This is a genomic window from Rhodococcus sp. Ni2 (assembly GCF_021352185.1).
Lineage (GTDB): Bacteria > Actinomycetota > Actinomycetes > Mycobacteriales > Mycobacteriaceae > Rhodococcus_F > Rhodococcus_F qingshengii.
Window position 1 is genome coordinate 2,098,620 of record NZ_WOXZ01000001.1, and the last position, 20,081, is coordinate 2,118,700.

Genomic DNA, 20,081 nt, shown 5'->3' on the forward strand with positions numbered 1-20,081 from the left:
AGAGCAGACGCTCTGTTACTGTGCGTTCATGCCTCGGCCACGCGTCCACGACCTCGACACCCTGCTCGACGCTGCCGAAAAACTTGCCGCCACTGCCGGACCGAGCGCTGTCACGGTCCGGGCAGTCTCCGACGCCACCGGTGTATCCAACGGGGCGATCTATCACGCATTCGGCTCTCGCAGTGGACTGGTCGGTAGCGCCTGGCTGCGTGCTGCGCGACGATTTCTCGCGCTTCAACAATCGAGAGTGGACGACGCTCTCGCGGACCCGTCGCCGACTTCGGCGGTTTCCGCCGTCGTCGCGGCCGCCGAAGTTCCGGCTGTCTTCGCGCTCGACTACCCACAATCCGCGTTGCTGCTGTTGACGATCCAGCGCGACGAACTGCTCGGCACCGACGTCCCTGCCGACATCGCCGAGCAACTCACACAACTCGACCGGTCTCTGGTCGAGTTGTTCATCCGGTTGTCGACCGCGCTCTGGGGCCGCAAGGACGGCAGAGCCGTCGAGGCAATCGAGGCCTGTGTTGTCGGCCTGCCTACCGGACTGCTCATCCATCCCGCCAAACGCGCCGACGGTTGGCGAGTCCCCGACGCCGCAGCACGCGCGCGGTTGGATGCCGCCGTTCGAGCGGTTCTGCATCTCGACCCACCACTGCCCAAGCCACGCAACAGGAAAGGCCAATCATGACCGCAACTCTGCGCTTCGAAGACAAGATCGCCGTTCTCGATCTCGGCGAGGACGAGAATCGATTCTCGCCGGAGTGGCTCGATTCCGTCGACAAGCTACTCGACCAGGCTTTGAGCGAAAGCGCACATGCCCTGGTCACCACGGCGACGGGCAAGTTCTACTCCAACGGACTCGACCTCGACTGGCTGGGCGCGAACGGCGACAAGGCGAAGTGGTATGTGCAGCAGGTGCAGTCGCTGTTCGCCCGGATGCTGACGTTCCCGATGCCCACCGTCGCGGCGATCAACGGCCACGCCTTCGGAGCCGGCGCCATGCTCGGCATCGCGCACGATTACCGCGTCATGCGCGATGATCGCGGCTACTACTGCTTCCCGGAGGTGGACATCAACATCCCCTTCACCGAAGGAATGGCAGCTCTCATCCAGGCCAAGCTCAGCCCGGCGTCGGCAATCGTCGCCATGACCACGGGGCGGCGATACGGCGGAAGTGACGCATTCGCAGCCGGTTTGGTGGACTTCACCGCATCCGTCGACGCTTTGACCGCCAAGGCCATCGAAATGGTTGCACCGATCGGCCCGAAGAATGCGGGCACACTGGGGGCAATCAAGTCGACGATGTTCGCTTCAGTGGTCACCGCTCTGAACACCGACGGCTAGAAGCGACGGACTGTGTTCTCGCAGAGCCGCTTCCAGATCGTCGGCAACACTTTCGGGATCGCGGCCTTCGGTGCTCAGAACCACGTCGACTCCACTGAGCGTCGGCATCGAACCGGCCAGCAGTTGTGACGCCTCCACCAACTCGTCCAACCCGGCCCAGCCGGTCGGTTCACGCTCGATGATTCTGGTACGCAATGTATCCGGATCGGCCTCGAGGCGCGCCAGCAGGTGCCCCTCGGCGCCGGTCGCGGCCAGCAGGGCGCGCCCGTAGTCGTCGTCTTCGACGGTAGCCGTGAGGAACAGGAGTTCGTACCCCGCTTCCCGGTACGACGCGCACAACATCCCGACGTGTGCGATTGCCCGCTCGGTTCCCAGCGGCGGGTAGCACCGCTCGAGTTCGTCCACCTCGATCATCGCGTTGCTCACCCCGGCCTCACCGAGTCGATCGTGAAGCGCGGTCAGCACGGAACTCTTCCCCGCGCCCGGCGGGCCTGTCAGCAGCAGTACGAACACGTCCTCCACTATTGCAGAGCCGTAAGCACGTCCAGAACCTTGTGCAGGCGCGGGGCGGCGAGAAGGCTGAAGAAGACAGATTGACGTGTACAACAGCCCTGATCGGAGCACAGCGATGACCACCACGATCACCGAAATCGCGCCGGACATCTACCGACTGTCGACCTTCGTGGACGAAGCGAACCTCACGATGAACCAGTTTCTCGTCGACGGCGAGGAACCCTTGCTCTTCCACACCGGGCAGCGAGCGTTGTTCACCTCGGCTTCCGACGCACTCTCCACGCTGATCGACATCGACCGTCTGAAATGGATCACGTTCGGTCACGTCGAGGCCGACGAATGCGGGTCCATGAACTCCTGGCTTGCGGCGGCCCCCGAAGCGCAAGTTGCACACGGTGCGATGGGGTGCTTCGTCCAGGTCAACGATCTGGCCGATCGGGCGCCACTTCCCTTGCAGGACGGCGACGTACTCGAAACCGGCAGCCGCCGAGTCCGGCACATCGACACCCCACACGTCCCACACGGTTGGGACGCGGGCCTGATGTTCGAGGAGACGACGTCGACGCTGTTCTGCGGAGATCTCTTCACCGCGTTCGGGCACCACCCCGCGACCACCGAGCACGAAATCGTCGGTCCCGCTTTGGAAGCCGAAGACTTGGGCCACGCCACCTGCCTCACCCCGGATCTCGAACCCACGATCCGTGCCCTGGCCGACCTCGAGCCGCGGATTCTGGCGACCATGCATGCACCGACGTACTACGGCGATTGCGTCACCACTCTTCACGACCTTGCCGACTCGTACGCAACACGTTTCGCAGCCGAAACCGAAAAAAGGAAGTCAGACTAGAGCTTGCGAATTCGACGTGATTCGCGCCGCCACGGACAGCGCAACGTGCTCGCGGAACGGTCTCGCCACCACCTGCACCCCGATCGGTAAACCGTTGCGGGAGAGTCCTACCGGAACCACAACCGACGGAAGACCGAGCACACTGATCGCCCGGCAACTCGCGAGCGCATCCATCCACGTGAGTTTGCGACCGTCCACCTCGAAGCTCTCCACACCGAGCGGCGGAGCGAGCACCGACGCAACCGGCAGAATCAGGACGTCGCCCATCTCGTCGAGGAAGTCGGCGATCAACATCGCACGATCCGCCCACAGCGCTTCCACCTCGGCGGAACTGCGATCATGGCCTGCCGCAAGCATGGCGGTGATGTCCGCGTCGAAAGAGTGCGCTGAACCTGCGGCGAGAGAGTGGATGTCCGCGTGGGTCTCGACCGATCGCAACGCGCCGAAAAGCGCGTTGGCCCGCGACAGGGCCAGACCGTCGTACTCGCTCGCATCCAGACTGTTCGCCACCGAGCGAACCGCCGTCAGGATTTCTTCGTCGACAGGCATGGTTCCCTCGCCGGGTGCCCAGCGGATGTCGAGGTCGTCGACGTCGACCGAATCAGGCTCGCTCCACGAGAAATGCGGCATCGACAGGACGCGCAACGCAAGCGCCGCATCACCGAGGTTGCGGGCCAGTGGGCCGATGGTCTGGATCGTGCCGTGCATCGTCGCAGGGTTGGCGAGTACCCGTCCATCCGAAAGCACGCCTGGATACTGACCTTCCGGATCGACACGTCCGAGCGTCGGGCGAACCGAAGTGAGGCCGGTGCAGTGGGCGGGCCAACGCACCGAGCCACCAAAATCCGTACCGAGTCCGAGCACGCTCATTCCGGCAGCAACCGACGCGGACTCGCCGCCACTCGACCCGCCGGGGGACCGGACGACGCCGTCCGGTCGCACCGGACTGGCCGTGGTTCCGAACAGTTCGTTTCGAGTCAGGCCGCACGCGCCGAATTCCGGGGTGTTGGTCTTGCCGATCAGAATTGCACCGGCAGCCTTGAATGCCGCGACGGCCGGGGCGTCGGCGGTCGGGATGTTGTCCGCCAGAGTGCGAGAACCGGCAGTGGTGCGCACGCCGGCAGTGGCGATCAGGTCCTTGACCGTGAACGGAACCCCGGCAAGGGGGCCGAGTGTCTCACCGAGAAGGCGTCGTTCGTCCAGGGCATCCGCGGCCGTGCGAGCCTCCTCGGCGCACACGGTGACCAGTGCGTTGAGTTCGTCATTGCATTCGTCGACCCGTGCAAGGTGGTCTTCGACGACGGTCCGCGCCGACGCCTGACCCGACCGCACGGCTTCGGCGATGGATCGGGCATCACGGCCCACCCAGCTCTCACGACTCATCGCACGCCTCTCCTTGCCAGTACCCTCTGCCGAGCCTAAGGACAGCGAGTGAACCGAGAAACGACCACAATGCACATACCGACGGCTCCGGCGATGTGAGGTTTTGCCACAACGTTGGCAGCTCCCGAGGGATCGGTCAGGTGCTGGTATCTACAAACCCTGCCTGATGAATGCTGCAAGCTTCTCGATTTGACTCACCATCACTCGAATCTCCACGACACATCGATGCATCCCACTGCCTACTGGCACGGCGGCAAGGTCTCCGTACCGGTACCGATACGGATGAGTTGATCAAGTGCCTGACCTCAGACGATTTCCCATTCCCCTCTTGCTGAATGTCAGCGGGGGCGTGCACCGAGTAGTGCGGGTACGCCGCTACGCGCGCGAACCCAGTCTGCAATAAGCGGATCAATCCATTCGAGTACCTCGAGCAGTTCGCCGTATAGGCCGGCAATGTCCTTCCCGGTATCGGCGATCTGTGATCGGTGAATGGGTTCGTGGTGGGTATGCGATTACGGAGGGTGTTGAGGTGATCGAGTCGCGTGTAGACGGTCTGGCGTCGTCGAGGTTGCAGGTGTGGGTATGCCAGGCGTAGGCACGGGGTCCACAGCGTGGCCTCATAGCTTCTGGCATGGAGGAACCTCCAGAAGCCGAACATCAGTTCGGCAACGACCCTGCCGGGCCGCTCCGGTCGTCCACTGCGGGTGGCTCGCTGCCGCGCCTTGCCAATGTCGTCCTGGGACGCCTGGCTGAACACAGAGTGGCTATACCAAGGTGAATTACCGCTCTGTCGGTGACTCCATTCGTGGAGTTGGTTGTGGCACGCGTTGCGCAGGACGACCTCGAGATAGCTGAGGTCTTCGAACACCGCGGCACTGATGCGGCCGTTCCACTCGTAAAGATCCAAAGCCCGGTCGATGTCCCCGCCGACTGCGGCCTTGTACGGTGCGAGACGTTCGGGGGTAAGAAGCGTATCCAGGCTCTGGATTAGGGTGGTGGAACGGTTGTGCATCTCACTCCTGGTTCTTTGGGTGGCTGGTGGATGTGCTGTACCATCTTGTACGAAGACCCCGGATCGGCCTCTGCACATAGTGCATGTCACCGGGGTTTTGATCTTTAACGCTGGGTTCGTCAGCGTCCGGAGGTTTACTCCACCTCAAAGATTTGGGCGGCTTGCTCACGGATCCTGTTCAGCCGCTTCGAGACGGCGCTGTGATTGCGATATCCCATAATTTCTCCGATCTCGGTCAGCTTGGTGACTCCGCTGTAGAGCAGGATCACGATTTCGCGGTCACGCGCGTTGAGGAGCGTCAGAAAGTCGCCGTACACCGTCCGATCGACGATCTCAGTCTCAGGCCCCTGCACTGGGATCGTGTCGGGCAGCTCGACAAAGCTGACCTTGACCTTCGAACGCTTGCTATAGAGCTTCCGCTCAAAGTCCTCCCGCGCGCGAGTCCAATGAGGGGAAAAGTCGTCTTCGACTCGGTTGGAGCGGACGGCATCGAGAATGCCCCGCAGACGACCGTCGGTGTCGGCCGCCTCGACAGTCCTTCGGGTGATCTCGGCGGCTTCCTCCTCGCCGGCCCACAAAGTGCCACCCATCCGAGGATTTTCCACGGTCACACCCTCAAGTAGCGATCCGTCCTCAAGTATTGCCGGACCTGTGGGGGCGCCGTTGTCGACGACCGGAAAATCGAGCAACTCGTCTTGGATAACCTGGTTAACCGGCGGGATCCAGAAGTCCAGGTTGTGCGCCAGCAGCCGGATTGGATCTGATTTGGTAAAGCCCCGTATCGGGGACACAGGCATCAGATGCCGCCACACAGTGCCGGCCCAAGCCCGCGAAAGTCTGGTCTCGAAATCGTGCGGAAGGTTGTAGTCCGGGTTGATCACGTCGGCGAGGAAGGGCCACTGCCCGGGGGGCAGCACAGGAAGGCCGTGTCGTTCCGCGACGGCCCGGGGAAGCAGGTGGAACAGCGACGAATGCTCGTGATAGCGGGACTTCGTGCGTGGAACGAACACGACGTTTAGGTCGCCACGGTTAGCTACTTTCTCCAACTCGGGGGGAAGGTCAGCGCCGACGATCCGGCGACGGAACTGGGCTGCCTCCCATAGCATGTTCCATTCTGATATAGCGACTTCCAGTCGCGGCTCGTCACTTCGAAGTGGGATCGAGACCGTGATGTACTCCGGTGGCGTCGGATCCTGCGCGCGAAGGACAGCTTTGAATAGGAACCCTGCAGAGATGTTTCTGAGGGAGGGGTAAGAGTCGGGATCGGCTCGCTTATCCTGCGGGTCGAGTACGACGCCCATGTCCTCGGTGTGGTCCATGTCTTCTCCGTCAGAGTCGTCGGGTGCGGCTACATCAGTTGCTACTGCGATGGCGGTCATATATATGACACGGCAGCAGGGCGGATTTTCGTTCCACTGCCACGATGTGACGCTCGACACTATGAGTGAAGGGTCTAGCTCCGGAAAGAAGGCATCGGGAGGCAGTGCATCATCCGCGCATGGCGTGACAGATACGGAATCACTGGACACAGATGGCATTCCTACCCTGCTGGTTCCGATCATGAACCCTTTTCCCGTTGGCTGGCTGACCTTTCCTACATCGCAACGGATCTGGAGACCGCCGCCAGATTCCTTCAGAAGTTCATGACCCTCGCAGTGCACGGCATTCCAAAGAACGGAGAGCCTCTCAAGACGGATCTACACGCGTTGTGAAACGCCTCGTTCATCTCGTACCGCCGGGAGAGGACTTCCGCGCCTCGACCTCCCAAATGGACCTCAACCGAAACTGGCGGACGACATCATCAAGCACCTATCCGCAGAAGAGCAGACGGCCCACCGGGTTGTCTGGGATCAAACGAACAACATGGCAGACAGCATTGCTGACCTTGAACAAACTCGGGTGGACGCAACCCTCACTCCACAGCGATGCAGCACGGGGGGCAGCGGGATGATCGTTCGAACATCGGCCCAGATCCCCCTGACGCTGAAGGCTGTCGCCCTGTACACGCAGACCATTCCATGTCGTTGAGCATGAACTCCACGACCTAATAACAATTCGACCCCTGCGCTTTTCTGAGGATCTCGACGTTCAATCCCTCGACGCAAGTGTGGGAGACGATTCAGAAGGGGAGGAGCCCCGAACACCGGATGATCCGGAAGGTGCGGTAGCGCCTCGAAATCGATGGATTTCCATCACCATTCGATTCGAGATTACGGAGGCCCTAAGGGAAAATCGGGGTCGTCCTACCTGTAACTCGCCTGACGATGGGCCCATACTTCTAGTGTGGATGAACTTAACCTTGGGCTCCAATTGGCCCAGATCCCGGCACCGATCATTGCAGCAGTTATAGCCGGTGGAGTTGCATTGTGGGTCAACAGTCGCAATCTTCGGAGGATTAGTGCGAACGCCGACAAGGCAATCGCAGCGGCTGCAGCGAGCACAGAAAAAACGATCGCCGCGGCAGCAGCGAGCACCAACAAGACGATTGCGACTGCTGAGGAGCGCGAACGTCGAGCCTGGATTCGTGAGCAAACCATCGAGCGTGCGGCGACAATCATCGAAGCGGCAGACAGGCTAGACACGGCCACAAGCCAGGCAGCTGGCGACTTGCTGCAGTATTCACTGGAAGGATCTGGGGGGCACGTTGACCCTCATCGAAAGCTCTCGGTGACCACTCGCGGGATTTTGGAGTCGTTCAAATCCGCGTACGCGGAGTTTGGCCGCGCCGCCGATCTCTTTCTTTTCGTTGGTGAAGAACAGCCCAGTTACGCGGTCGAGATGTTGCGCTCGGAATACCTGCACATCGAGGTACAGGTACGTCTACTACATCAGTTCGCTGTCAAGGCTGGCGGGGACGAAGACCCGGCCAAGACAATGCGGGACGCTGACCTCGCTTGCGCCGCGGTGAAGACCTTCCAAGAAATTGCGCTCGGCCGACGTGAGTTGCTTTTACATAAGGTCCGGGAGTCGCTTGGGCTCGCTCCTATCCGACTCGATGGGTACTCAGTGAGCATTCCGGCGACCATGAGCGCAGGTCCCGTCCGACGGTGAAGTGCATTCCAACTGAACGCCAGAAGCCTAACTTCAGGGGATCTGTGGACGGCCCCGTCCGGTGTTTCAGCGGCAGAAATCGCCGGACGCTGAAATCCTCACTGTCGGAATGCGTCCTGGAGTTGATTCGTCCATTGGTACGTCCAGGTCTCCCATCCGTTGACCAACACGGTCACTGTCGGACCCCACGACTAACGTCGTAGGCGGGGTTTGAAAAGCAGGGGTTTCGGCGAGTCGTCGGTAGGGCCCCATGCGCCCCCGGACCAGAGGAGCGACGATGTCGGACAATACTTTCGATCTGGAAATCCTGAGTGCCTGGACTACTTTCGAGACTCATCTCGCTCGCTACATCTCCGTGATGGAGGACGACGACACCCTCGTGGTGGAGTCGCATTACGACAGCATGGACGAACTGGCCGACGCGCCCGCGTGCATCCAGTTCTTCGCATGGAACCAGACCTCCGTGCGCTGTGAAGTTCCTTCCAACAGGTTTCTGCATCCACTGCGGATGCTCGAACCGGAAGACCATTCAGCGCTGCTCGACATGGGGTTCAACGCTCCCGATCTGTGCGAGCACGAACCCGAGGGCAATGGGTCCATGTCCTTCTACATCGACGTCGACCGCGCTCGTCCCGAGGAGCTGGTGACAAAGGTGTTGCGCGTCTTCCGTGAAATGTGGAGCATTGCGCACCCGTCGTTCCTGCGTGCCAGCACCAGTGGGCGCGAGTCGACGCCGGCGTTCGCCACGACGCCGTCTCACGCTCCCTCGGGTTCGGGCGACATGCTGCGGATCCTGGTCGACGGGGCCGTCGAGCGCCTTCTCGGTCATCCGCCCAAGCGTGACGACGACGGCGATATCCCGCTGGTCCGCGGTGAGCAGGTCACCTATGTTCGTGTCCTCGAGGACGACGAGTACGTAGAGGTGTTCTCGCGGGTCGTGCATTCGGTGGAGAACCCCGAGAACGCTGCTGTAATTCTTGCTCAGCTCAATCGGCAATGGCCGACCATCAAGCTCATTCTCGTCGAGCAGAGTGTGCTGGGCGTGGTCCGCGTGGACGGCGCACCCTTCGTCGCCGAGCACCTGCTGCGGGCTCTGCGCTCGTTCGCCGAACTGGCCGAAGCATCCGACCAACTCGCCGAAGAACTGGGCGGGCAACCCATCCGCGCAACCGGAGACACCGCCTTCAACGACGGCATGGCCTCCGAGCACGAAGATCCCGGTGCCGAATACGAGTCACACGAGTGCCACGAATTTCCGCCGGCTCTCATGGCGCTCCTCGAACTCGACGCAGACGGAACGGGCGAGCTCAGCGCCGAAGAGGTTGCCGTGATCTGTGAGCACGACCGCGACACCATTCTCGACTACCTGCGGATCAGCCAGGAGCAGGAGACTGCCTGGCACGAGGCGTTGACCGAGTCCATCCGCCGCAAGGACGACGACACCGACCTGTGTGCGGGCGAGAAGCGCGCGTGGACGCACGCGATCCGCAACCTCAGGCGCGGACTGCGCGTCGTCGTACTGCCCGCCAAGGATGCAGCGCCCACCCAACTCGGTCTCTTCGACGATCAGGCCTGAGAACCGGAAATCGGGCGCTGCTTGTCAGCCCGGTAGTGGGATGACGATGCCCGGCAGGATCTCGATCTGACGCGGCAACTGGGGGAGCGGCGGTACTTCGATCGGCGGTAGGCCGGGCACCTCGATGGGCGCCGGGGGAGCGACCGCGCCCGTCGTGGGCGTGCCCGTCCCGTCCCCCGAGGTCACGCCGGAGTTCGCGGGAACGCCGGCCTGCCCGCCGATGGGGTCCGGCCACGGAAAGCTCTCCCAGTCGGATCCCTTCAGCGCGCCGTCCATCGTGCTCTTCCAGATGTCCGCAGGCACTCCGGAGCCGTAGATCAAACCACCGTAGGAGTTGGTGATGGCCTGAGCGTCGGAAGTTCCGATCCACACCGCGGTGGACAGCGACGGCGTGTAACCGACCATCCACGCATCCTTGTTCTGGCCCGTGTCACCCAACTGCGCGGTACCGGTCTTGGCTGCAGACGGGCGTCCACCGGCAAGCGCGTGACCGTTCGAGTACGACGCGATCGGCAGCATCGCCTGCGTGACGTTGTCGGCAACGGCAGCATCGAGACGACGCTCACCGGGAGAGACCGGGCGATCGAGCAGGACTTCACCTTCGGCCGTCACGACCTTCCGGATGAAGTGCGGCTGCTGGTACACACCGGAATTGGCGAGCGTCGCGTAAGCGGACGCCATGTCGATAACGCGAGACTGATACTGGCCGAGCACGATTCCGTTCTCCGGCGGACCACCCTCCTGTGTGAGCGTCGGGTAGTCGAGTCCGGGAATGTGCTCGGGGATGCCGGCCAGGTGGGCGGCGTCGGCGATCTTCTGGGGACCGTTCTCCATCGAGAGCATCAACCGGTAGAAGCTGGTGTTCAGCGAACGCTTGAGTGCCTCGGCGATGGTGCATCGACCACAGGATTCGCCGCCGACGTTTCCGATGGTCACGCCGTTGATCGTGAGCGGTGAACTGTCGAACCGTGCGGACAGCGGAATGTCTTCCATCAATGCTGCGACCAGACCGAAGACCTTGAACGCTGAACCGGTCTGCAGCGGCGCCTGGGCGTAGTCGAAGCCGGCTCCGTCGTCACCGCCGTAATAGGCGTCGACGCCACCGGTCTTGGGGTCGATGGACACTACTGCGGTCCGCAGGTCTTCCGGCTCGCCCTCGAGATTCCGCCTGACGGCGTTCAGCGCAGCTTCCTGCGCAACCGGGTCGATGGTCGTCGTGATCTGCAGACCAGCGGTGTTCAGCGTCTGATCGCTGATACCGGCCTCGGCCAGTTCCTTGAGTACCTGGGTCTTGATGTGGCCTTCGGGTCCTGGCGCCTGGTTCAGATCGGTCGGCCGATTGGCGGGGGCGACGACCGGGAACTGCATCGCGTCGCGATCCGTCTTGGTCAGGCTGCCCAGTTCCACCATGCCGTTGAGAACGTAGTCCCAGCGCGCTTGCAGCGCGGACAGATTGGTCTCGGGGTCCAGGAACGACGGGCTCTGGATGACGGACGCGAGAACTGCGCCTTCCTCGACACTCAGCTCACTGACCGGCTTGTCGAAGTACGCGTTCGACGCGGCGGCGATGCCGTACGCACCGCGACCGAAGTAGATGGTGTTGAGATACGCGGCAAGAATGTCGTCCTTGGACCATTCGCGCGCCATCTTGGCGGAGATGACGAGCTCACGCAGCTTCCTGTCGATACTGCGCTTGTCACCGACCAAGACGTTCTTCACGTATTGCTGAGTGATCGTCGAACCACCGCCGGCGCTTTCCTTGCCCATCACGTTGTCGCGGGCAGCGCGAGCAAATCCGGAGATCGAGAATCCGGGGTTGGTGTAGAAGTTACGATCCTCCGCCGAGAGCACCGAATCGCGGACGTGAATCGGGATGGCCGACAACGCGACCTCGGTGCGGTTTCCCTCCGCCGGCACTACCTTGCCGAGCACGGTCGTGCCGTCGGCCATGTAGATGGTGGACACCTGATTGGTCTGCATGTCAGAGGGGCGCGGGACGTCGGTCCGGCTGTACGCGACAGCAAAAACCGACGCGGGCACGATGACCATCAGGAGCACGAGAACGTAGATGGTCCGCCGGACGTACCGCCACTTCGAGCGCTGCTTTTTCGCGGGCTTGGCCGACTTGTTCGACCGGGGCGAATTAGCCGACTTGCCCGATCGAGCCGACGACTGATCGCCACCCGTCGCACTCGATCTGTTCGATGGACTCACTCAACACTCCCGGTCGTGGATCCGGACTTACCGGCACCATTCCACCAGGGTGATATCTCGATCAGATAACTCCCGGCAACTGCGATACCGAAATGTCACCCTACCGGGCTGGCTACTCGCGACGTTCTGCTCGGACCGCGTTCCGATATCCGCGGAACGCCAGCCCGAGAGCGACGACGCAACCGAGCAGCACCAAAGACGGCATCACGCCGGGGTCGCCCTTGACGATCGCGACCACAGCGCCGATCAACGCCATGAGGGCGAAGACCGAGATGAAGCCGGCAATCAGCTCCATACGCTGGGCGCGCGAAGCCCGCCTCATCGAAACCGTGCGCAAGCGCGCATCACGACTTGACGCCGCCTGCGGTCAGACCGGCGATGATGCGTCGCTGGAAGATGAGAACCATGATGACCAGCGGGACCATCACGAGGGTTCCGCCGGCCATGATCGAGGTGTACGGCGTGACGAATGGGTCCGTTCCGGAGAATTTGGCCATCGCCACGGTGACGGGTGCGGTTTTGTCACTCGAGAGTTGGAGCGAGAGCAGGTACTCGTTGACCGTTGCGATGAAGGCGAGGATCGCGGTGGTGAACAGTGCCGGCGCGGCGAGCGGCAGCATGATCAGGCGGAAAGCCTGGCCACGGGTGGCGCCGTCGATACGCGCCGCCTCCTCGAGTTCCCACGGAAGCTCGGAGAAGAACGACGTCAGCGTGTAGACCGTCAGCGGCAGCACGAACGAGATGTTCGGGATGATCAGCGCTTTGTAGCTGCCGATCCAGCCGATGTCGGTGAACAACTGGAACAACGGAGTCACGAGGGCGACAACCGGAAACATGGACGCGCCGAGGATGATTCCGGTGACGAAGTATTTGCCACGGAAATCGAAACGCGAGAGCGCGTACGCCGTGAACACGCCGATGACCAAGGCGATCAGCGTGGTCGCGCCCGCGATGATGAGGCTGTTCATCAGTGCACGAGTGAAGTTCACCTTCGCGTCGGGATCGAGCGCCGCCGTGAAGTTGGACAGCGTGAGATTGGTGGGCCACAGCGACGTCGAGAACGTGTCCGCCGGGTCGCGCAGCGCCGTCACGATCATCCAGTAGCAGGGAGCGAGTCCCCACACGATGATCAGTACGACGCCGATGTAGGTGCCGACCTTGCCGCGTAGTGCCTTGTTCATACCGGCTCCCCCTTCCGCTGCTTTTCCTGCGTGCTGACCGCATTGGCTCCGAGGAATCGGACCAGGATGAAGGCCACAGCGAAGATGATGAGGAACGTGATGGTGGACAGTGCCGACGCCGAATTAGCGCCGACGCGCATCTGATCGACCACCAGAACCGAGATGGTGGAGGTGGCGGGATTGGATCCCATCATGATCGCGGGCAGGTCGTACATGCGCAGCGCGTCCATCGTGCGGAAGAGCACCGCCACCATGAGTGCGGGCTTGACCAGCGGAAGCGTGATCATGCGGAACCGCTGCCACGCCGTCGCACCGTCGACCTTGGCGGCCTCGTAGACGTCGGCGGGAATCATCTGAAGACCCGCGAGGATCAGCAACGCCATGAACGGCGCGGTCTTCCAGACGTCGGCGACGACGATCGCGAATCGCGCCGGCCAGGGGTCCGCCGTCCACAGGATGTTGGTGCCGAGGATCTTGTTGGCAATGCCGTCGTTGGCGAAGATGAAGAACCAGAGCTTCGCGGTGACGGCGGTGGGGATGGCCCAGGGAATCAGCACGGAAGCGCGGAGCAAACCGCGTCCGCGGAACGTCTTGGCCATGATCAACGCCATCGACAGACCGATCACCGTCTCGAGCAGGACGGTGACGACGGTGAAGCCGAACGTATTTCCGATCGACTGCCAGAACTGCGATCCGAGTGTGCCGGGCGGGCAGGGAATCGAGCCGTTGGCGGTGTTGCAGGACTGGGTGATCCAGTTCTTGTAGTTGTCGAACCACGTGAACTGACCGGTGACGAACATGCCGGTCTCGGGATCGAGCTTCTTGCCGTCGCTGTGCATCGACATCCAGATCGCTCGTCCGAGCGGATACAGAATGATGACGGCGAGAACGATCAGCGACGGTGCGACGAACGCCCACACCGGAACTCGTCGACGCTTCTTCGGCTTGTCGGCCGACGCAGGCGGGGGCGAGGTCGGTGGGGGTGGAGTAGCTGCAAGGTCAGGCAGAACCTTGGTCAGGGATGTCCCTGCTGCCTCGGATGCCGACGGCTCTTCTAGCGGTTCCGGTGCACGGTGTCTCCCACCAACGCCCGAACGGTCGGGACCGGTTGAACCGGCCCCGACCGTGGGGTTGGTAGGCACAGCCGCGGAAGGATCCTGCGGTTCTGCCATTGCTTATTGCTCCTGGTAGATCAGTTACCGGCGGTTTCGATGCCGGCCTTGGTGTCCGCCAAGGCTTGCTCGACGGTCTTCTCGCCGCGAATAGCAGCGTAGGTGTTGTCGGAGATCGACTTCGACACCTGCGTGTAGTACGGCGTGACGGGGCGCGGCTGAGCGGTGGCGAGTGCTTCCTTCAGGGTCGCGAAGTACGGGAACTGAGCGAGCACTGCCGGATCGTCGTAGACAGCCGAGAGGACGGGTGCGCCGCCGACCTCGGTGAAGTACGTCTGCGACTTCTTGGTCTGCATGAACTCGAGGAAGTCACGAGCCGTGGCGGGTGCGTCCGAGTACGCGCTGATGCCGACGTTGTAGCCGCCGACGGTCGAAGCGCCCGGTCCGTCGACACCCGGAAGAACGGTGTAGCCGTACTTGCCGGCAACCGAGGTCTTCTCACCGTCGACCGAGAAGCCGGACCACGTACGCATGAAGAGTGCCTTGCCGTCGCCGAACGCGGTCTGCGACTCGCCCTCGGAGTAGGTCAGCGCTTCCTGCGGGATCGTGTTGTCGGCGAAGTTGTCGACGATCGACTGAACGCCTGCCTTCGTCTTGTCGTCGATGGCCGGGGTGAGTCCGTCCGGGCCGACCCACGGTCCGTCGAAGGCGTTGGTGATCTCGGTGGTGTTGACCGTCAGGCCCTCGTAGTTCTTGAACTGACCGATGTAGCAGGAGATGCCGGCTTCGACAGCCTTCGGGCAGTTTTCCTTGAGCTCGGCCCACGTGGTGGGGGCCTTCTCGACGAGGTCCTTGCGGTAGTACAGGAACGCTGCGTTGGTGTTCTTCGGCGCTGCGTAGAGCTTGCCGTTGTAGGTGCCCGAAGCGACGGTCGACGGCAGGAGGCCGGACTCGTCGATCGCGAGGTCACCCTCGAGCGGCAGCAGCCAACCGTTTGCGGCGAACTGGGCGGTGTTGACGACGTCGACGCCGATGAGGTCGTACTCGTCGCTCTTGGCCTGCATGCGCTGGGTGATGTCGTCGACCTGCGCGTTGGCTTCCTTCGCCAGCGGCTTGAGCGTGACCTTCTCGTCCGGATGCTCGGCATTCCAGTCGGAGATGATGTTTTCGAGCGCCTCGTTCAGGGCATCCTGCCCCTCGACGATCGTGATGGGTCCGCGGCCTTCGCTCGAGGACGATCCCCCGGATGCGGCCGTGGTGCTGGTTCCGCTGTCCTTGTCCGAATCGGACGAACAGCCTGCCAGTACCAGCATGGACGCTGCCGTGGCTGCAATTGCAGCGCGGCGCATCGCCTTCGAGTTCAGAACCATGGATTCGCTCCCCGTATGTGTATGACAAATAGACGGTCACCGAGAGCCTGCTCACGGCATGCGCCATGAGTGCCGGCTCCCGGCATCGGCCCCTACTGTGGCACGAGACACCCGTACTTGTGGGTATTACGCCGAACCTGAATCGGTCATGTGTCGTTTGACAGGTCGACCTAACCCAGGCGACGCCCGTCGGTGGTGGCAAAAATGTGCACCTTCTCGGGGTCGACGCGCAGGTTGACGCGCTCGCCCTTCTGCGGCGGATTGCGCCAGTCACCACGCGAGACGATCTGCTGCAACCGTCCGCCGATCGTGGTCCGGCCGTAGACGTAGGCGTCCGAGCCCAGTTCCTCGACGACGTCGACCTCCATCGGCAGGCCTTCGGCGGCGATCTCGAGGTGCTCGGGGCGAATACCCAGAACAACCTCGGTTTCGACGACGCCGTTCATCGTCTCGCGCGGAACCGGAACGATCCCGTCACCGAATGCGACGCCGCCGTCGACGACGGGGAGGGTGAAGAGGTTCATCGCGGGTGAACCCATGAAGCCGGCGACGAAGACGTTCTTCGGCTTGTTGTACAGCTCGCGCGGCGAGGCGCACTGCTGCAGGATTCCCTTTTCGAGGACGGCGACGCGGTCACCCATCGTCATGGCCTCGACCTGGTCGTGGGTCACGTAAACCATCGTCGTCGCGAGGCGTCGTTGCAGCTGAGCGATCTGCGTACGTGTCTGCACACGGAGTTTCGCGTCGAGGTTCGAGAGCGGCTCGTCCATCAGGAAGACCTGCGGCTGGCGGACGATGGCGCGGCCCATCGCCACTCGCTGACGCTGGCCACCGGACAGCGCTTTGGGCTTGCGATCGAGGTACGGCTCGAGATCGAGCATCTTCGCGACCTCTTCGACGCGGGCGCGGATCTCCGTCTTGTTGGTTCCGGCGAGCTTGAGCGCAAAACCCATGTTCTCGGCCACCGACATGTGCGGGTACAGCGCGTAGTTCTGGAAGACCATCGCGATGTCGCGCTCTTTCGGCTCCTGACCGGTGACGTCGCGGTCGCCGATGAGGATGCGTCCACTGTGGACGTCTTCGAGCCCGGCGAGCATGCGCAGGGTGGTCGACTTTCCGCAGCCGGAGGGTCCGACGAGGACGAGGAACTCGCCGTCCTCGATCTCGAGGTCGAGCTTGTCCACTGCCGGAGTGTTCGATCCGGGGAACAGGCAGGTGGTGCTCTCGAAAGTCACTGAAGCCATGACGGGGTTGATCCCTTCTACCGGCAGGAACGTGCCGGACGATCCAAGTCGAGGGTGAGCGTGTGCGCTAGCAGCATAAACGTCCGTGTCGGCGCGCGAGCGTAGTCTTTCACGGTGAGTTCGGAGAAGATGCTGACCCGCATCGGTGCGCTGCTTCGCCAAGCGGAGTCCACCGACAATCCACACGAAGGTGAAGCCTTCATGGCTGCCGCTCAGCGGTTGGCCACCAGTTCCGCGATCGACCTGGCGGTCGCGCGTGCGCACACCGCGTCTTCGGAAAAGCGTGCGACGCCCACTCAACGGCTCATCACCATCGGCGAACCGGGCAAGCGCGGACTGCGAACGTACGCCCAGTTGTTCATCGCCATCGCCGCTGCCAACGACGTGCAATGCGACATCGCGCAGACGTCGGCCGTCATCTACGCCTACGGCTTCGCCGGCGACATCGACGTGTGCGAGGCCCTGTATTCGAGCCTGCTCTTCCAGATGGTGCGCGACTCCGACGCGTACGTGCGTTCCGGGGCGTACCGCGGCGAAACGTCCGTGCGGACCGTCGTCGAAACTCGTGGACGACGACGCGTCAGCACGCAGGTCCGCAAGCCGGTGGCCGGAGTGACGGCACGCCTGAACTTCCAGATGGCGTACGCGTCCCGCATCGGCGCTCGGTTGGCCGAGACGAAGCAGGAGACGGAGAAGACCGCGATCGCAGAATCTGCCACGTCGTCTTCCGAAACCGCACTCGTGCTGCGTAACAAGGAAATCGAGCTGAAGGACTACTACTCGTCCAACTCCAAAGCGCGTGGGACGTGGAGGGGCGGCGGCCGCGCAAGCGCCGGGCATTCCTCGCATGCTCGACGAGCGGGTGATCGGGCTGCGCGCTCCGCACGTCTGGGGAACCTTCCGGAGATCGGCGGGGTGCGCGGGCAGCTGGACTCGTGAGGGATACGCAGCGGAGCGCCGTCTACGAGGCAGAGACGTTGGTGCGCACCATGTTCGATCGCGCCGACCAGCGTGGACTTCGGAGCGTCGAGGTCATGGGTTCCACCATCACCTTGCCGGTCGAGCGCAAATTCGGTTCCGTGGAGTCGGTCCAGGCGTACTGCGATCAGCTACTCGGGCTGAATTGGGTACTCGCGACCTGGCCTCGCGCAACCATTCCGGTGTCCGTACGCTCCCGCGCCGGCAATGCCGCCGCTCACTACTCGAACGACGTCATCGCCGTCCCGGACGACCGTGACGGCCGGTGGGCGCTACGCGAATTCGTTGTCTTGCACGAACTTGCGCACCACCTCGGCGACCCCGCCTCCGACGAGGCTTCCCACGGGCCCGAGTTCGTCGACCGCTACACGAGCCTTGTCGGCGAGATCATCGGGCCCGAGGCGGCCTTCGTTCTTCGAGCGATGTTCCTTGCCGGTGGTGTTCGAACGGACTAGATGTCAGCCCTCGGCGAACCCGGTGGTGTCCGTACCGGTCGGCTGGAATACTCGGCCTATGGATGCGCCGCGCAGACTGGTCCTGGTCAAGGGTGAGTCGGAACTCCCCGATCCGGCTGTTGCCGTGCGCAAACCCCCGCTGATTCGTGAAGCCTACGGACGAGTGCTGCGGGAGGTTCGACGCGATCAGGACCGAACTCTCGACGACGTAGCCGCAAAGGTCGGGATGTCGAAGCAATACCTCTCCGAGATCGAACGGGGCAAGAAGGAACCGTCGTCGGAAATTCTGCGCGCCATCTGCGAAGCGCTCGGGATGCCGCTCGAGCACCTGCTGTTCCGAGCGGGCAACAGGATCGTTGCGCTCAACTCCCTCACCTTCGGACATTCTCCCGCCCCGATCTCCGGTCCCGTCCTGATGGCAGCCTGATCAGTTCCCTTCGATGAGGGTGTCAGCCAGTCCGTAGGAGATAGCGTCGTCGGCAGTGAAGATCCTGTCGCGATCGGTGTCCTTACGGAGCCGCTCGACGCTCTGACCGGTGTGCTTACTCAGAATCGCCTCGGTCTGCTCCCGGATTCTCAGGATCTCGGCTGCTTGAAGCGCGAGGTCCGAGATGGTGCCGCTACCTTGCGTCGACGGTTGGTGCAGCAGCACCCGCGAATGGGCAAGAACATGCCGATGGCCTGGAGTGCCGGCAGCCAGAAGCACTGCAGCAGCCGAAGCCGCTTGACCCATGCAGTACGTGGAAATCGTCGGTTTCAAGAACTGCATGGTGTCGTAGATCGCGAGCATCGCCGTGGTGGAACCGCCGGGAGAGTTTATGTACAAACCGATTTCACGATCCGGGTTGTCGGCTTGCAGATGCAGCATCTGAGCCATCACGACGTTGGCGACGCCGTCGTCGATCTCTGTGCCGAGAAAGACGATGCGCTCGTTGAGCAGCCTGCTGAAGATGTCGAAAGATCGCTCACCCGTTGGTGTTCGCTCGATGACACTGGGAATCGTGTACTGGGACATGACGTCACAATCCGATCTTGGGGAAGGTAGCTTGCGGTGCTATCTCGGCGAAGGACGTCACGACGCGGTCGACGATTCCGTACTCACGCGCCTGCTCGGCGGTGAACCAGCGATCCCGATCGCTGTCGGTCTCGATCTCTTCGACGGTCCGGCCCGTTTCGGCGGCGAGGATTTCCTGCGATTGACGCTTCATCAGCTCGAGGCTCTCGGCCTGGATCGCAATGTCCACCGCAGTGCCACCGATACCTGCCGAAGGTTGGTGCATCATGATGCGGCTGTGCGCCAGGCTGATTCGCTTGCCGTGGGTGCCGGAGCAGAGGAGCACCTGGCCCATGCTGGCCGCGAAGCCCATCGCGACCGTCACGACGTCATTGGGGATGAGCTTCATCGTGTCGTAGATGGCCAGGCCGGCAAACACCGATCCGCCAGGTGAATTGATGTAAAGCACGACGTCGCGCTTGGGGTCGGTGGTGGCGAGGAGCACCAGTTCCGAACACACACGTTCGGCCATGGCGTCGTTGACCTCGCCGGTGAGCAGAATGGTTCGCTGTCGGAAGAGCCTGTCTGTCAACAGGTCACGGTAGCCGGTATCGGTGGGCGCTTCAGTAGTCATGAATCCATTCCTACCGGCGCGGCAGTGCCGCGGCCCCGCCTGTCTGCTGTGGGCAGACCACCCCTGTTTTTACCCGCCCCCCTGTTTGACTGCCGCCTTTTTTGCCTGCCCCCCCTTTGACTGCCCCCCTGTTTGAGCGAACGGCACGTTCAGTCGATCTAAGGCGCCGAAAG

The 20,081-nt window shown here is 62.6% G+C and carries 19 protein-coding genes; 8 read left to right on the plus strand and 11 right to left on the minus strand.

Going from position 1 to position 20,081, the window contains the following annotated elements:
* Positions 1–28: 28 nt before the first annotated feature.
* Together GN300_RS10300 and GN300_RS10305 are read left to right on the plus strand one after the other, a co-directional pair.
* The gene (locus GN300_RS10300) at positions 29–688 is read left to right on the plus strand and encodes a TetR/AcrR family transcriptional regulator (RefSeq protein WP_003946066.1); all 660 of its coding nucleotides are present in this window, start codon (positions 29–31) and stop codon (positions 686–688) included.
* Complete coding sequence (locus GN300_RS10305; RefSeq protein WP_007735215.1) at positions 685–1,344, plus strand: enoyl-CoA hydratase-related protein; 660 nt, start codon at positions 685–687, stop codon at positions 1,342–1,344. The genes GN300_RS10300 and GN300_RS10305 overlap by 4 nt, the downstream gene beginning before the upstream one ends.
* Here the strand turns inward: GN300_RS10305 and GN300_RS10310 are convergent.
* The gene (locus GN300_RS10310; protein ID WP_233405617.1) at positions 1,312–1,857 is read right to left on the minus strand and encodes a hypothetical protein; all 546 of its coding nucleotides are present in this window, start codon (positions 1,855–1,857) and stop codon (positions 1,312–1,314) included. The two genes, GN300_RS10305 and GN300_RS10310, sit on opposite strands and share 33 nt — an antisense overlap.
* A 115-nt stretch (positions 1,858–1,972) precedes the next feature.
* Between GN300_RS10310 and GN300_RS10315 the strand changes: the two genes are divergently transcribed.
* The gene (locus GN300_RS10315; RefSeq protein ID WP_063315388.1) at positions 1,973–2,704 is read left to right on the plus strand and encodes a hypothetical protein; all 732 of its coding nucleotides are present in this window, start codon (positions 1,973–1,975) and stop codon (positions 2,702–2,704) included.
* On the opposite strand, the gene GN300_RS10320 is transcribed toward GN300_RS10315, so the two are convergent.
* Together GN300_RS10320 and GN300_RS10325 are read right to left on the minus strand one after the other, a co-directional pair.
* Positions 2,696–4,087 (minus strand): amidase, encoded by a 1,392-nt coding sequence (locus GN300_RS10320; protein WP_063315387.1) that lies wholly within the window; start codon positions 4,085–4,087, stop codon positions 2,696–2,698. The genes GN300_RS10315 and GN300_RS10320 overlap by 9 nt on opposite strands.
* 1,146 nt (positions 4,088–5,233) lie before the next feature.
* On the minus strand, positions 5,234–6,418 hold the full coding sequence (locus GN300_RS10325; RefSeq protein ID WP_156511701.1) for a sigma-70 family RNA polymerase sigma factor: 1,185 nt from the start codon (positions 6,416–6,418) through the stop codon (positions 5,234–5,236).
* Between the two features lie 964 nt (positions 6,419–7,382).
* On the opposite strand from GN300_RS10325, the gene GN300_RS10330 reads away from it, so the two are divergent.
* Positions 7,383–8,150, plus strand: a complete 768-nt coding sequence (locus GN300_RS10330; protein WP_063315384.1) for a hypothetical protein — start codon at positions 7,383–7,385, stop codon at positions 8,148–8,150.
* A gap of 277 nt (positions 8,151–8,427) precedes the next feature.
* Positions 8,428–9,726 carry a hypothetical protein gene (locus GN300_RS10335; protein WP_063315383.1) on the plus strand — a complete coding sequence of 433 codons (1,299 nt, stop codon included), beginning with the start codon at positions 8,428–8,430 and terminating at the stop codon, positions 9,724–9,726.
* A gap of 24 nt (positions 9,727–9,750) precedes the next feature.
* Here the strand turns inward: GN300_RS10335 and GN300_RS10340 are convergent, their stop codons facing one another.
* The 6 genes from GN300_RS10340 to GN300_RS10365 all read right to left on the minus strand — a co-directional run bounded on the left by GN300_RS10340 (position 9,751) and on the right by GN300_RS10365 (position 16,847).
* Complete coding sequence (locus GN300_RS10340; protein ID WP_063315382.1) at positions 9,751–11,940, minus strand: transglycosylase domain-containing protein; 2,190 nt, start codon at positions 11,938–11,940, stop codon at positions 9,751–9,753.
* A gap of 112 nt (positions 11,941–12,052) precedes the next feature.
* Positions 12,053–12,262: a hypothetical protein gene (locus GN300_RS10345; protein WP_019746112.1), complete on the minus strand. Its 210-nt coding sequence runs from the start codon at positions 12,260–12,262 to the stop codon at positions 12,053–12,055.
* Positions 12,263–12,284: 22 nt separating this feature from the next.
* Positions 12,285–13,121, minus strand: coding sequence for a carbohydrate ABC transporter permease (locus tag GN300_RS10350; protein WP_063315381.1), 837 nt, complete (start codon positions 13,119–13,121; stop codon positions 12,285–12,287).
* Positions 13,118–14,293, minus strand: coding sequence for a carbohydrate ABC transporter permease (locus GN300_RS10355; RefSeq protein ID WP_007735224.1), 1,176 nt, complete (start codon positions 14,291–14,293; stop codon positions 13,118–13,120). Before GN300_RS10355 ends, GN300_RS10350 begins: the two co-directional genes overlap by 4 nt.
* Positions 14,294–14,313: 20 nt before the next feature.
* Entirely contained in the window at positions 14,314–15,603 is a 1,290-nt protein-coding gene (locus tag GN300_RS10360) for an ABC transporter substrate-binding protein (RefSeq protein ID WP_007735225.1), read from the minus strand.
* 170 nt (positions 15,604–15,773) lie between these two features.
* Positions 15,774–16,847, minus strand: a complete 1,074-nt coding sequence (locus GN300_RS10365; RefSeq protein ID WP_003946073.1) for an ABC transporter ATP-binding protein — start codon at positions 16,845–16,847, stop codon at positions 15,774–15,776.
* A gap of 114 nt (positions 16,848–16,961) precedes the next feature.
* Here GN300_RS10365 and GN300_RS10370 point away from each other — a divergent pair, with 114 nt between their 5' ends.
* Genes GN300_RS10370 through GN300_RS10380 form a run of 3 tightly spaced genes read left to right on the plus strand, consistent with a single transcriptional unit; the run spans position 16,962 to position 18,707 of the window.
* Complete coding sequence (locus GN300_RS10370) at positions 16,962–17,786, plus strand: DUF2786 domain-containing protein (protein WP_030537724.1); 825 nt, start codon at positions 16,962–16,964, stop codon at positions 17,784–17,786.
* Positions 17,783–18,280, plus strand: a complete 498-nt coding sequence (locus tag GN300_RS10375; RefSeq protein WP_063315380.1) for a TIGR04338 family metallohydrolase — start codon at positions 17,783–17,785, stop codon at positions 18,278–18,280. The genes GN300_RS10370 and GN300_RS10375 overlap by 4 nt, the downstream gene beginning before the upstream one ends.
* A gap of 58 nt (positions 18,281–18,338) precedes the next feature.
* Complete coding sequence (locus tag GN300_RS10380) at positions 18,339–18,707, plus strand: helix-turn-helix domain-containing protein (protein ID WP_003946041.1); 369 nt, start codon at positions 18,339–18,341, stop codon at positions 18,705–18,707.
* Here the strand turns inward: GN300_RS10380 and GN300_RS10385 are convergent, their stop codons facing one another.
* Together GN300_RS10385 and GN300_RS10390 are read right to left on the minus strand one after the other, a co-directional pair.
* Complete coding sequence (locus tag GN300_RS10385) at positions 18,708–19,295, minus strand: ATP-dependent Clp protease proteolytic subunit (RefSeq protein ID WP_003945993.1); 588 nt, start codon at positions 19,293–19,295, stop codon at positions 18,708–18,710.
* 4 nt (positions 19,296–19,299) lie between these two features.
* A complete protein-coding gene (locus GN300_RS10390) occupies positions 19,300–19,908 on the minus strand; it encodes a ClpP family protease (protein WP_007735229.1) in 609 nt (202 codons plus the stop codon).
* Positions 19,909–20,081 lie beyond the last annotated feature (173 nt).

What these genes read in the sequence shown, in the direction of transcription:
- GN300_RS10335 (WP_063315383.1), top strand. Translation starts at nt 8,428, where the DNA reads ATGTCGGACAATACTTTCGATCTGGAAATCCTGAGTGCCTGGACTACT.
- GN300_RS10320 (WP_063315387.1), bottom strand. Translation starts at nt 4,087, where the DNA reads ATGAGTCGTGAGAGCTGGGTGGGCCGTGATGCCCGATCCATCGCCGAA.
- GN300_RS10385 (WP_003945993.1), bottom strand. Translation starts at nt 19,295, where the DNA reads ATGTCCCAGTACACGATTCCCAGTGTCATCGAGCGAACACCAACGGGT.
- GN300_RS10355 (WP_007735224.1), bottom strand. Translation starts at nt 14,293, where the DNA reads ATGGCAGAACCGCAGGATCCTTCCGCGGCTGTGCCTACCAACCCCACG.
- GN300_RS10300 (WP_003946066.1), top strand. Translation starts at nt 29, where the DNA reads ATGCCTCGGCCACGCGTCCACGACCTCGACACCCTGCTCGACGCTGCC.
- GN300_RS10305 (WP_007735215.1), top strand. Translation starts at nt 685, where the DNA reads ATGACCGCAACTCTGCGCTTCGAAGACAAGATCGCCGTTCTCGATCTC.
- GN300_RS10390 (WP_007735229.1), bottom strand. Translation starts at nt 19,908, where the DNA reads ATGACTACTGAAGCGCCCACCGATACCGGCTACCGTGACCTGTTGACA.
- GN300_RS10325 (WP_156511701.1), bottom strand. Translation starts at nt 6,418, where the DNA reads ATGGACCACACCGAGGACATGGGCGTCGTACTCGACCCGCAGGATAAG.
- GN300_RS10380 (WP_003946041.1), top strand. Translation starts at nt 18,339, where the DNA reads ATGGATGCGCCGCGCAGACTGGTCCTGGTCAAGGGTGAGTCGGAACTC.
- GN300_RS10365 (WP_003946073.1), bottom strand. Translation starts at nt 16,847, where the DNA reads ATGGCTTCAGTGACTTTCGAGAGCACCACCTGCCTGTTCCCCGGATCG.
- GN300_RS10345 (WP_019746112.1), bottom strand. Translation starts at nt 12,262, where the DNA reads ATGAGGCGGGCTTCGCGCGCCCAGCGTATGGAGCTGATTGCCGGCTTC.
- GN300_RS10315 (WP_063315388.1), top strand. Translation starts at nt 1,973, where the DNA reads ATGACCACCACGATCACCGAAATCGCGCCGGACATCTACCGACTGTCG.
- GN300_RS10350 (WP_063315381.1), bottom strand. Translation starts at nt 13,121, where the DNA reads ATGAACAAGGCACTACGCGGCAAGGTCGGCACCTACATCGGCGTCGTA.
- GN300_RS10360 (WP_007735225.1), bottom strand. Translation starts at nt 15,603, where the DNA reads ATGGTTCTGAACTCGAAGGCGATGCGCCGCGCTGCAATTGCAGCCACG.